Annotated in this window: 12 protein-coding genes; 5 read left to right on the top strand and 7 right to left on the bottom strand. The window is 42.2% G+C overall.

The features are described from left to right. Nucleotides 1-5: 5 nt before the first annotated feature. The 4 genes from QF117_RS01500 to QF117_RS01485 all read left to right on the top strand — a co-directional run bounded on the left by QF117_RS01500 (nucleotide 6) and on the right by QF117_RS01485 (nucleotide 1,992). Nucleotides 6-476 (top strand): hypothetical protein, encoded by a 471-nt coding sequence (locus tag QF117_RS01500; RefSeq protein ID WP_282385724.1) that lies wholly within the window; start codon nucleotides 6-8, stop codon nucleotides 474-476. A 187-nt stretch (nucleotides 477-663) separates the two neighbouring features. Further along, nucleotides 664-960 carry a hypothetical protein gene (locus QF117_RS01495; protein WP_017034819.1) on the top strand — a complete coding sequence of 99 codons (297 nt, stop codon included), beginning with the start codon at nucleotides 664-666 and terminating at the stop codon, nucleotides 958-960. Between the two features lie 121 nt (nucleotides 961-1,081). Beyond that, on the top strand, nucleotides 1,082-1,363 hold the full coding sequence (locus QF117_RS01490) for a hypothetical protein (protein ID WP_282385723.1): 282 nt from the start codon (nucleotides 1,082-1,084) through the stop codon (nucleotides 1,361-1,363). After that, nucleotides 1,363-1,992, top strand: coding sequence for a class I SAM-dependent methyltransferase (locus QF117_RS01485; protein ID WP_282385722.1), 630 nt, complete (start codon nucleotides 1,363-1,365; stop codon nucleotides 1,990-1,992). Before QF117_RS01490 ends, QF117_RS01485 begins: the two co-directional genes overlap by 1 nt. Nucleotides 1,993-2,070: 78 nt before the next feature. Here QF117_RS01485 and QF117_RS01480 read toward each other — a convergent pair whose 3' ends face one another. The 3 genes from QF117_RS01480 to QF117_RS01470 all read right to left on the bottom strand — a co-directional run bounded on the left by QF117_RS01480 (nucleotide 2,071) and on the right by QF117_RS01470 (nucleotide 5,153). Further along, the gene (locus tag QF117_RS01480) at nucleotides 2,071-3,315 is read right to left on the bottom strand and encodes a cysteine desulfurase-like protein (protein WP_282385720.1); all 1,245 of its coding nucleotides are present in this window, start codon (nucleotides 3,313-3,315) and stop codon (nucleotides 2,071-2,073) included. Next, the gene (locus QF117_RS01475) at nucleotides 3,293-3,931 is read right to left on the bottom strand and encodes a 2OG-Fe dioxygenase family protein (protein ID WP_282385718.1); all 639 of its coding nucleotides are present in this window, start codon (nucleotides 3,929-3,931) and stop codon (nucleotides 3,293-3,295) included. The genes QF117_RS01480 and QF117_RS01475 overlap by 23 nt, the downstream gene beginning before the upstream one ends. Before the next feature lie 310 nt (nucleotides 3,932-4,241). After that, nucleotides 4,242-5,153, bottom strand: coding sequence for a LysR family transcriptional regulator (locus QF117_RS01470; protein WP_282385717.1), 912 nt, complete (start codon nucleotides 5,151-5,153; stop codon nucleotides 4,242-4,244). Nucleotides 5,154-5,439: 286 nt separating this feature from the next. Between QF117_RS01470 and QF117_RS01465 the strand changes: the two genes are divergently transcribed. Continuing rightward, nucleotides 5,440-6,198, top strand: a complete 759-nt coding sequence (locus QF117_RS01465) for a hypothetical protein (protein WP_282385716.1) — start codon at nucleotides 5,440-5,442, stop codon at nucleotides 6,196-6,198. Between the two features lie 1,099 nt (nucleotides 6,199-7,297). On the opposite strand, the gene QF117_RS01460 is transcribed toward QF117_RS01465, so the two are convergent. The 4 genes from QF117_RS01460 to QF117_RS01445 all read right to left on the bottom strand — a co-directional run bounded on the left by QF117_RS01460 (nucleotide 7,298) and on the right by QF117_RS01445 (nucleotide 12,205). Further along, on the bottom strand, nucleotides 7,298-8,581 hold the full coding sequence (locus tag QF117_RS01460; protein WP_282385715.1) for a serine hydrolase domain-containing protein: 1,284 nt from the start codon (nucleotides 8,579-8,581) through the stop codon (nucleotides 7,298-7,300). 247 nt (nucleotides 8,582-8,828) lie between these two features. Then, a complete protein-coding gene (locus QF117_RS01455) occupies nucleotides 8,829-9,923 on the bottom strand; it encodes a hypothetical protein (protein ID WP_282385714.1) in 1,095 nt (364 codons plus the stop codon). Nucleotides 9,924-10,284: 361 nt separating this feature from the next. Continuing rightward, a complete protein-coding gene (locus QF117_RS01450) occupies nucleotides 10,285-11,424 on the bottom strand; it encodes a DNA alkylation repair protein (protein ID WP_282385712.1) in 1,140 nt (379 codons plus the stop codon). A 295-nt stretch (nucleotides 11,425-11,719) separates the two neighbouring features. Further along, nucleotides 11,720-12,205, bottom strand: coding sequence for a VOC family protein (locus QF117_RS01445; protein WP_282385711.1), 486 nt, complete (start codon nucleotides 12,203-12,205; stop codon nucleotides 11,720-11,722). Nucleotides 12,206-12,284 lie beyond the last annotated feature (79 nt).

Raw genomic sequence — 12,284 nt, 5'->3', positions numbered from 1 at the left:
GTGATATGAAGCCAATACGCTCATGGGTTGTATTGAGTATGATGATGTCATTGGGAACAAGTTTGCCCGTGCAGGCTTGTTCCTATGATGGACAGTTTAATAACCCATTTACAGAAAGCTTCCCAGGGTCGCTGGATATTGCGATTGCGACACAAAGCGCCCTAGAAGAAAACCATGTAAAACAGGTAGACGCTTTAGATGGAAAGCGAGGGCTAAGGCGAGTGAGTTGGTGGTTAAAACTGATGGCTAAGCAGCACTCAAGCGCACTCGAATCCGTGTCGTATATTTACCTTGTCGACAGCCACCTGTGGTCTAAAGTGACGCAAGGAAACCAACTTGATATTCATTCTTCCCCAACCTCACAAGCGTCATTATCGGTGATGCTATTAAGTGAAGCTGCGTTGAATGCGCTCATTGAAGACGACCTCGACCTTCAACGTGCCATTGATTTAGGCATTGTTCAGTTCTCTAGCTGACTGTTGCTCTAGACAGCGAGCCATTGTTTAACTGGCATTCAAATCGTGAACAGACATCCAAGCAAAATCCAGTAATGCACATTACTGGTTTTTTTTGAGCTATAACAATACTATCTTCAAAAAAGTCAGGCATAACGAAGTGAGTCTATTCATCTTTATACCGCCTTAAGGAGAAATCGTTGTGAAAATGTCATTTAAGCGACTCAAGATACTCATCAAGCAATTGATGGAAACCGAAGTGTCCTCACCCGAAACGCAGGCCGCACGCATCTATGCTTCTGGGTTATCTGTCGAGTTAAACTGGGCAAACGATGTTTCTGAGCTTGATAAGAATACCTTTGAATACCTCTATCAAAGCATGCCGCTTAACATGATTGAAAGCGTGCAGTACCAACTGCTTCAAGAGCAACAGTTTCATCTAGCCGAAAAATGGCAAAAATTGATTTCTCATCTGACTCTTCGCCACCAGCAACGGCTTTATTAACAACAGACGAATGAACAATGATTCTTGCGAGTGATGATGGTAGTCTGCAATAACACATCCGCAGTTTACAATGTAAATAAGTAACCTCTTCTCTCGGTTTCCATGTTGGCAAGGATTAAAAATGAATCTAGATAAAGCGAAAAAACGAATCGCGAAACAGGTAAAAAAAGGCTTTAAAGGCTACCCACAAATCACCATAACATACTTCGGAACCAGTAAAGATTGCGCGACTGAGGTGGCTGTCCAGTTTTTACAAGAGGAAAGTGGCGAAGTACAGGAAGAGCGTTTCAACAGTGATACAGACGCTCGGGAAAGCGAAGTTATCCAAACGGTTCTACTGAAAATCATCGAAAGAGCCAATGCTCATTCGGTTATCGAAGTTGAAGAGGTCTCTCTTCTATAATGCACTTTCTTGATCGACTCAGAATCTACTTTTATCATCGCAATAGAATAAAAAACTGGGCCGGAGATAATTCAAAAATACAGGGCTGGACGAGTATTGAATCGCAGCACAACCGATTTAAAATCATTCAACAGGCCTGCGAATTTCATAACAAATACATTGTTGACCTGGGGTGTGGTTATGGGGAACTGTTTGATTACCTCACTCAACACCATACCTTGGGCCGCTACACTGGGGTTGATCAGCAGCCACAGTTTCTCGCTCAAGCAAAAAAGCGATTGGCTAAGCAGCGGGACGTCTGTGAATTTGTTCATGGTGATATCAGCAAATTCACCGCTGACAATGCCGATATTGTCATAGCGAGCGGCTCATTGAACTACCACAGCCGAGAGCCTGACTATCTGACACGTATCATCTCGCATATGTATTTAATGGCGAATGAAGCCATCATCTTTAACTTGCTCGATTCAAGCACCTTTCCCAAGCAGCCTTTTTTAACGGGGTACAACAAACAAGGAATCGTTCGCTATTGTAAAACCCTGTGCGCCAACGTGGAACTTATTGATGGGTATGACCAGCGCGACTTTACGATTGTCATGAAAAAGTCGATAGATAATGATAGCAAATAACGATGGCAGACAATCAAAGAGCCTCGGTTTGTGGCTCTTTGACCATGATAAGAAGAACAGGCAATTAACAGAAGCGTACTAAACAAACATGTCGCTCAATACCTGAAAGAATCGGTCGATCTCTTCTTTGGTGTTGTAGTGCATCAAGCCGACACGAAGAATGCCTCCTTTGTGGGTCACACCCAGTGCATCGGTGAGGCGGTCCGCGTATAAGTGACCACTCCAGGTATATATTTCATGCTCACCTAAGTGTGTCGCCACCTTTGCAGGGTCAATCTCACCAAAACGAAGGGCAAAGGTCGCCGTTCGATTGTCCGCACCAGGTTCACCCAGAAGTTCAATGGTAGGAAATTCATGTAGGCGCTCTAAAAAATAGATCGACAGTGACGTTTCATACTGATGAATATTGCCATACGCCGACGCCAACTTGGTTCTTAAATCGCCCCCTTCACCTAACGAAGCCAGGTAATCAATTGCACCAGAGAACGCCGAGAGTGCTTCAAAGTTAAGTGTTCCAGTCTCCCAACAGTTGGGGGCATACGTTGGAGCAGGTTCAACCTTGTAAGGTCGGTATTTCTTCAACAACGCTTGACGACCAAAGAGCACCCCTAAGTGAGGGCCAAAAAACTTGTACGCAGAGCCAGCAACAAAATCAGCACCTAACTCTTGGACATTGAGAATTTGATGAGGCAAAAGATGGACAGCATCAATAAAAACCACACTGCCATTCGCTTTGGCAAGATCTGTGACCTTCTTTACATCAACGAGAGTCCCAGACAAATTGCTGGCTGCGGTCATCGCAACAAGGCGTGTTTTTTCATTAAGCAGTGACTGAAAAACCTCTAAATCAAGATTACAGCTCGCATCTTTAATGGGAACATAATGTACTTTTACACCTTTGTCTTCGGCCGCCATCGCCCATGAAGATCGATTTGCCCCGTGATCAGCATCGCTAAGAATGATTTCGTCCCCTGCCTGCCAATCCTGACTGATTGCACGACTGAAATGGAACGCCATTGTCGTCATGTTTGCACCAAATACGATTTCATCTTTTGAACTTGCGCCAAATAGCGCCGCTGCTTTCTGCCTACAAACGTCCACTAAGCTGACCGTATTTTCACTCACAGAGAATCGCCCACCCAGGTTTGAATTACCGCGCAGGAGGTAAGCGCCAAACCCTTCGATGACAGAAGTGGGTAACTGCGTTCCACCAGGGCCATCAAAATACACAGGAGACAAACCATTGTTCAGAGCCCCTAACGCAGGGAATTGCTCACGTAAACGGTTTACATTGTTTGAATTAAGCGGTGAATACGAAGACATCACGAACCCCTTTTTTGCCCGCTTTACTCGACAGAGTTTCGGAAATATGGTGGAAAAATCTAGAATCATTCACAATAACAAATTGGTTTTCTTCCAAGACGGTATTTAAATGCGGATGCTGTTCGACTGGGGACATATAAATTTGGGTGAACCCGCCTGAAATGTTCTTTCGCTGGACACAAAAAATCCCCACAAATCGGTAACCATCTTGGTGAATACCTTCTGGCGCAGGCGCACTCGTTGCATCAGAATCACAGGTGACTCGAATTTGGTGAACATCAACGACAGAGTTATCTTTATCCGTTCCTGTTCGTTGTATAAACGATTGAAGTAAATGTTGGAAATACGGCGTTTGCACCATCTCATTATCCATTTCAGCAAAGTCTCTCTCTATGTCTCCCACAACACGATTAAACGCTGATGATTGATTAAATGTACTGTGAGGGAGCCGCTCAGCCCCTTTATCACTAACTTGAAATCGTGCATAGGAACGATAGCGATGATCACTGTCAACATACTGATCAGCAGGTAAATCATCGAAATAAGACGACAGTTTCGGTGCAATATGATCCGGAGTTTGAAAAGCATCGATTAGAATTTTATTTTCCATTTCCATGACTTGTCCTTATTTGGCTTGCGCTCAAAATGGTTAACAATAAATTAACAACAAGCTTATTATCTCGCCTATTAATATATTATCAATACATAAAACCAAATACGCACATATATTCCAGAATTAAAACCCACGATACGCAATAATCAAAACTAACCTCCAGAAATGCAAACAAAACCAGAATATACCACCACGCATTTATACTTATTCAATATCATTGCGTGGTTTAGTGGGGATTTTAACCGGTAAAAATGACGATAAAACGAAAAAGAGCTCAAACGAGCCCTTTCTGCGTTCTATCGTGATCTGTATTTTATTTGGATAGTTCGGAAATAGATCGCTGAATGTAATAATCCGCGACTTTGACGATGGATTTTTTAACCTGTGCAATCTGTTTTGAGTGTGGGCACCAAAGTGCGATGGGCACCATTATCTCTTGCTTGAGTTCGTCACATTGAATGGGGACTAGGTTCTCAGTCACATACTCCGATGCGGTAATCGATTTTGGTAATAGAGCCCACCCAAAGCCTTCTTGAACAAGCTTAATAATGACAGCCAACTGTTCGACATACTCATGCTTAGAAGAAAGAAGGACCTTTTCCGTCATTTTGTCGTCAACCAAAGATTTTAGAATCAACTGCCTCGAAGATTTCATCAATGAGAGTGTTTGGGCCGATTCTACGCTTGATAACTTACTTCCAACATGGGCAAAAGGTACAAAGGGCATATTTCCTAAAAACGTGAAATCAATACTATTGATGACTTTGCTTTCATATATATTCACGATCCCAAAATGTATGCTTCCATCCTCAATCCCTGCTTTTATTTCCGGCTTTGTTCTAACAAGAAAGTTCACTCGCATAGACGGGAAATCTTCATCTAACTGTCGACGAATACTCGTCACAACGTGATGGGGCAAAAAGCTCGCATAGGCTATCGTCACCGACTCTAGCCCTCCATAGGAAAGACTCAATGCAAAACTATCAAAGGTTTTAGCTTGCTCCAATATTTGCTTAGCATAATGATAAAGGAGGATCGCATCTTCTGTTGGTTCGACGGTGCGGCTTAATCTCTCAAATAAAGTGATCGCCAACTGATCCTCTAAATTGGTGATTACTTGTGCAACCGTCGTGCGATGCTTATTCAATTTTATGGCGGCTTTACTGAAAGCTTGCTGCTCAAATACAGCAACGAACGTATTTAACTGCTCTAAGCTAAAGTTCATGTCATACCCAACGGGTTCTCATCAATGTTCATAAAATACTAACACTGGGACCCATTTTAGCCAATACAGCGCCTCTCTCATGATCTGAAAAGCAACTGAAGCCCACAATAATGCCCAGACAAAGGAGCATTTGTTTGTTATACGAAAACCGTCACCTCATTTCGAACATGCATTGGATTAATGATGGATCGAGACCATCGCTAGAGAGTTAGTGGATAGCAATTTCCTAGGTAAAGTTACGTCATTGCTACGGCAAACCGACTTAATTCACTCAGGAATCAATACCATGAAAACAGTAAAAATGACCGTTTTATCCACCGCTCTATTGGCTACCCTTTCAATGTCAGCATTTGCTGGCGATGATGCCGCTAAGGGCGAAGTTGACCCATCTGATATGACTCGTGCCAGCTCTAATATGTATGTGGCACTCAATAATAAGGGTGACGTCAAACTATCGGGCGCATTATCGTACACTTACGACAACGGTCAAATGTCCATGGTTACTTTAGAAGGGTCTATGAACAATGAAGGTCGATATAAAGACAGCCGAGCTCAATACTTCCATGTATTTAATTTGAAGAATGCCACCACACCTCGTGTCGCAGCATCATTAGATATTATAGACAATACAAGCTTCACGACCGCGGCGGTGGGTGGAATAGCTATTTTTAGAACCCCAATTGATTCTCTCACCTTTTTTGGCCGTGCAGCAGTGATGGGGGGTGAATACTCAGACGACACTACAGCAGCGTTTGGTGTAACAGATAATAGTATTGTCGGCGGAATGGCAGCCGCTTATGCCGTATGGAAGCCAGGAGCAGATGGCACCTATTTTGCTGCTTATCCAGAATTTACTTACATGAACGGCGATATTGAAACAAGCACGGTGAAAACAACGCTGCTTGCAGCCACTCCATTCTCTGCGGACAAAACACGTTGGGGACAAATAAAAGTGGAAAACACATATGGAAGCATGAAATCAACCAACCAAAGTCTAGATATTGACGATACTGTTGCTTGGGTCCAATACAAAGTGTTCTTCTAAAACCATAAAACAAAGCTTCTAATTCGTTTAAAAGGTGAATCTCTCGATTCACCTTTTTCTATTTCAGGCTATGAACTTCAACTTGAGCTTTCTAACTAAGAACACAGACTCAAGCAATGAACGAAGGTTTGAGTTACCCGCGTTCTTAATGCTGGGTTAATGTATTAGCGATAATGTCCATAACCCCATCCCATGTGGCTTACTTTCTTCTGTTGATCACTCATTCCAATCAACACCTACTTCAATCATTTCAGGCGCAGAACAATATCAAAGGAAGCCCATTCGTCTGTTTAGAGTCATGGGCATAAGGTTAATGGGCTTAAGGTTAATAAGAATGAAGTTAATAGGAATGAAGTTAAATACGTTCCTCAATGTATTTAAACTTATCCATAACACTGTCTCACCTATCGTTATTCAGCTTGTAAAACAGTCACCAACGGCGGGAACAAGCCGCTAAGAAAGCGTTTCAGTATCGGGGTTCTGATGCTTTCACGCATCAGTGGCGATGGTTCTGATTAGGCTGCTGAACTTACCGTAAGAATAAATCCAGTAAGGTATACGAGCCATACAGAAATAAGCCGGACAGGCAAAAATAAGCGTTGATCGCAAAGTCTAGACTTACTAAAAGAGGCGTTGAGTCGCATTCATTACTGACCCGCAATATAGACCAACCCATTGCTCATGACGCATGAAAACGGCACGACATGCTTCAAAGGAGAAGTGAAATTAAGGGGGGTAACAAAGGGGGAAATAAAGATGTATACGTCCAGTATCGGTAAGTAATTTAGAAAGCGCTTCATCGCAAGAAGTAGGATGTAACACCACGTGAAGCGGGCTTGAGATAGAAAGTAAATATGCTTAGTCGGTGTCTGAACCGCTCGTCAATAAAGTCCCTAATTCGACAAATAAAAAACGCCAGTCAGGTGACTGGCGTTACAGAAGTGCAAATCTTGTTCAATAATGGCATCACTTAGCGATCGTTCCTATCAAGCTTAGGTGCTCAGCTAGTTATGATTCTAAGTAAGTTATGGTTCTAAGTAAGCTATGATTCTCAGTATAATCGGGGCCAATAAGAGCCTGCCATTATTGTCTTTTCAGATTATTTACTGAAATATTTTGCTATCTCACGAGCATACGTTTCTTCTTGATTTTTGCCGGTGCTTGTTGAAAAGAAAGAGATGACTAAGTCTTTATCTGGCGAAATATACACGCCTTGCCCACCAACACCTGCTTTAAACAAATCGCCATCTTCAAAGATTGCATCAAATTGATAACCATTTTTAATGTTTGTGTCGTTGTAAAAAGAGTTTTCCATCATTTTACCAACATAACCACCACCGTAGGCCTCTGGGTTACCAGAATCTTGAATCAATTGAATCACATCTTTACTTACCCCACCATTGCCTAGCTTTGTAGCAGATGGCGTAAGCAACATGCCAAATTTGGTCATATCTTCAATTGTGGTGTTCATTGAGAAAAACATCAAAGGGTATCCCCCTTGTGGAGAAACGACCGTATAAGCATCATTGTTTGCGCCCATCTTCTGCCACATATCGCGACTGACTATCTCATTCATCGGTAAACTACGGACATTCTCAATGATTCGAGAAAGAACAAACGTATTGATTGAATTGTATTCGAACGTCTTTCCGCCTGGCGCTCTTCGCTTCATTTCAGCAAGAACTTCAAGTGGTGTTTGGTTACCTTCACCTTCAAATACACCAATAGATACCGCCCATTTAAACCAAGGTTGTTCTGGGTTGATACGTGAATCAGCCTCCGGTTCATCATGTTCGGTTGCATTTAAGCCCGTCGCCATATTCGCGGTATCAGACACTGATACCGTATCCCAATCTGATCCTTGTAGTTCTGGAATGTATTTAGAAACAGGATCGTTAGGGTTAATTTTCCCTTCATTCACCAACTTAGCCAACTCAATCCCTGCTGTGATTTTTGAGTTTGAAAACCAGTTGTGTTTATCTGTTTTTCGCATCGTGTTGTAACGCTCAAAGACTATCTCTCCGCCTTTAACCACGAGAAAAGCGTCAACAGGATAAGAATCTAGGTGTTCATTTAGCGTCTTACTTTCTCCGTGTACAGTCGCTGATATCTCACCTATGTTTTGATCAATTTTGTAAGGGAATTGGTAAACAGGACCATCACGCTCGACTTGGGCGGTAGGATAAAAACGGCTTAGATTCTGCCAAGCGAATTTGGATTGCTCGATCGGAAACTGCAGTTTTACACGGTTACCTTCTTGTAAGAAGAAGTCATGAGTAGTGTACACATCTTTATTGGTAGAGGATTCATTGACGATTTCCTTGGCGAATACAGAGCCCGCTGAGAGAGCCGTTATGATTGACATAGCGATTAAGCTTTTCATAGTAGTTTCCTATTAATAGTAAAATGCGATATGAACGACTTGCACTAAATCTGCGCGCTCATTGCCTTCGTGATGCAAATACAATACTAGGAAAATTCGATAGCTCCTCATCGCTAGCGATGGATTACGTCCGTCACGTATCGGTTTTCAGATGCGTTTTCAGGCAGAAATGTGACTCTGATTTACCCACAGGGATTAAAGTCTATGGGCTTTTGGGGCAGGGAAATTCAAGCCACTCAATAGCACTTCAAGTTAATTGATAATCTAACGCTTTTTGCTTTAACTCTTGGTATTTCGCTAACAATTGTTGTTTATCAAGATGTTCATCACCAAAGAAGAAACAATCGTTACTCTTGAGTGATTCAAAACGGTTAGTGAGCATATCAAGTACTAAATCAGATTTTTGGATTGTGTAGGCAGAGCACGATTTTCCATGGATATCATCGAGAAGATCCAGAAGATTTGATCGAAAGCTTTCCTGCATGAAAAGACTTTGAAGTGCTTCTGCACTCTTTAGTGCCGCTTCCCATCTATCGGTGATCGCCGTTAGGTGCTGAATAACGTGATCGTCAGCATCGATCGCCTTCAGTTGCTTAAGTTTGTTTTGATAGGCCAAAAGAGCACAGTGCTTTTCTAACTTATATAAATCAAACTTTTCATTTTCAGGCAATTGAAGTGGGTTTTTTAATAAATAGTCAAAGAAAAAGCGAGTTTCAAATCGTTCTACACCATGAAAGATTGGCGTATATATCCCATTGCTATTGACATGAATTTTTGGGTCAAATCGGTACATGTACCCGAAATCAAACAACTTAATTCTACCGCTGCCTGATTGCAAAATATTACCTGGGCAGAAATCCCACTCAAAAAGGCCACTGAGTTCTAAATGAATAACCGTGTTAAAGATTTGGTCGAACACTGATTTATCGAGGCGCTGTAATGGTGTGCCGTCAATCCATGGCGAAAGAATGATGCCGTCTTGAAATGAAGCGTATTGCGTTTCCACTATGTGTTGGAAATCTTCAGGTTTTGATTGCTTCAAGGCTGAAAGGTCAATTCTTCTTTGAACTTCATTTAGGAATGAGGTTTGCCCATCGATATTTTGTACTAAACTTTCCGACCGCTTAGTCTTTAGCGTCCAATCTTTACCCTCAATTCTTATGTGATAAACAATGGCGGTTAACCCTGACTTGAATGTTTCTACAACGTAAGGGCTTCGAGAGGTTGTTTTTTTCAGTTGGTCTAAAGTGAGAGAGATAGGATTAAGATCACCAAATTCGAGGTCTTGCTTGCTGTTCACAAACTCTAGTTGTGTGGCTTGGCGTTGCTGCTCAAGGTTCATTTTTTATACACTCTCCATTAATACACTTGCCATTAATACACTGGGAGAATATATCGAGGTACTATGCCTACATACTGTGATGGTTCTAACCAATTAAGAACAAGAATAGGTTCTCCTGTCTCTAATCCGTTTAAATATCTAACCCTTTAAGCCGTGCTTGTCTTCCTCAGATAAGAGCACATTGAATTGCTTACCTAGGCCTGAGAAAATAGCCTAAATTTTCAGTCTTCGTGGAGGGCGTCATTCAATGATAAAAGCGAACACCCAAAGAGACATTGAAGCTGTCATAAAATATGTTCAATCTGAGTGTAAGCTTCTGAATAGCAACGGTAGTAGTAAAAATACAAATCGCACCACAGCTTTACATCATTAATTCAAATTCATTCTGCGCTACAATCTTACCGTTCACCTGCAATTCGACCTTATGTATTCCTGGGTAATAGACCCGTGTAGTGATTGGTTTTATCGTATGCTTTTTCTTTATTGTCAGGCTGTCGCCAGGTGCTATATCGACAGTACGCCATTTAAATACCTTCGGTGACGTAGTGCCGTTCGCTTTCTGATGATGAACAATGTAGTCGATCATCAACGGTTGAACATGTTTCATTACCGATTTAATCGTTGCACTCAGTTGGATTGAGCCACCATACATGAGCTTTGGCGCGGAAATATCAAGTAAACACTCATCCAACTCTACATCACCATATCCCAATGCTTTTAACGTGTCCGGGTGTCCTGATTTTATCAAGCTACGACAAGCATGCTTAATCAATTTTTTCCGCTCTTGACTGGCACCAATCAACCAATCTCCAGCAACCTGAGCCACTAAATCAGGGTGATCTTTACTGATATCATTCAGGTTGTTAGCCACTGATCGACGAACGTATTCGCTTGGATCATCTTTGAGTTTTTCCAGCAACGGTAACAACGCCTGAGGGTCTTTAACAAACTTGTTAAGGCGCATTCCCCAAGGCAAGCGTGGCCTTGAGCCTTCACTAGCCAGACGACGAACATGCTCGTCTTCATCCAAGGCCCATTGATGCACCACCAGCATTGTTTGATCCGGCTGTTCATCCAAAAATGGTCGAATGGCAAACTCTGAACTTGAGCGTTTAGTCATCTCTTTCAGTAACTTCATTGACAAGTCGAAATGCTGCATACCATGACGTGAAACATAGTCTGCCAGTGGCATGATCGCCCAACCATTAACACCACTTTGCGTACTTGGCTTCGAAATCGTGGCATCAGGTGCCTGAGCATCAATTCGCTCACCCAGTACACCATGTAGTATTTCACTGCTGCGCTCAAAGTCCTTAGGTAAATAATGGCTTAGCTGATGACATATCAGGTCACTACGCTGTTTTAGCTCCAGACTTTCCAGTTGGCTGTTAACCGCTGCAACGAACGCAGTGTCATCGAACTGGCTATCAACTTGTTTTAGCTGACAAGCAAGGTTTTCTACCAGTTGAGGATTAAAAATATTTTTAAAGGCTTCAGGCATATGAGTGAGATCCTAGTTGTTGAATATGAGTCACATGATTTTCTAAGGAAAAAACGCTTCCACCGTTTGAGGACATCGCTAACATAAGTCTCTCCTGTATCGTCGTCTATCCCTCTATCCCTCTATCCCGCTGAGAAATGAGAAATGAGAAATGAGAAATGAGTATATTCCTATTGATGCCAACTTATGTCCTATTAAAAGCTGGCAAATACAAACTCTCGATTCTGGCGACTAAACAACAAAAAGGACTGGCTAGTGGCCAGTCCTTCTTCATCAATTCTTTGTTTTCAAAAAATTACTCGTAATCTGACGCATAAGTCTCTTCGTAGGTGTGCGAGTAGAGCTCAAACAAATTACCAAACGGGTCTTCTAGGTAAACCATTTGTGCAGGCTTGCTGTCATCTTCTGGGTGGTAGCGCATAATATCCATGCGAACCTTACCGCCATATTGTTCAGTGCGCTCAATCACACCTTCAAAGTCATCAGTTTGTAGACAAAAATGGAAGATTCCGAGGCGAGAGAAATCCACTTCGTGACGCTCTTGGCGCTCTTTCATCTCAAACATTTCGACACCAATACCATCAGAGGTAACCAGGTGTGCGATGTTAAAACCTTTAAAGCCTTCACCGAAAACAGCAATACACATACGGCCAATCGCTGTTTCGCGCTCTTCGATAACTTTGGTGTTATTCATCACTATTTTTAGACCCAGCGCTTTGGTGTAAAACTCAACCGCTTTGTCCATATCGCCAACCATAATACCTACGTGATTCATTTTCATAATTTGCTCCAATCTCTAAGAATTTGTGTCATACCTTGTTTCGATGAAGAGAGTATAAGCAAAGAACCAGATTAACAAA

The sequence above is a fragment of the Vibrio sp. YMD68 genome (assembly GCF_029958905.1).
Classification (GTDB): Bacteria; Pseudomonadota; Gammaproteobacteria; order Enterobacterales; family Vibrionaceae; genus Vibrio.
The sequence above is the reverse complement of the archived record's forward strand: the minus strand, read 5'-3'. Positions and strand labels throughout refer to the sequence as shown.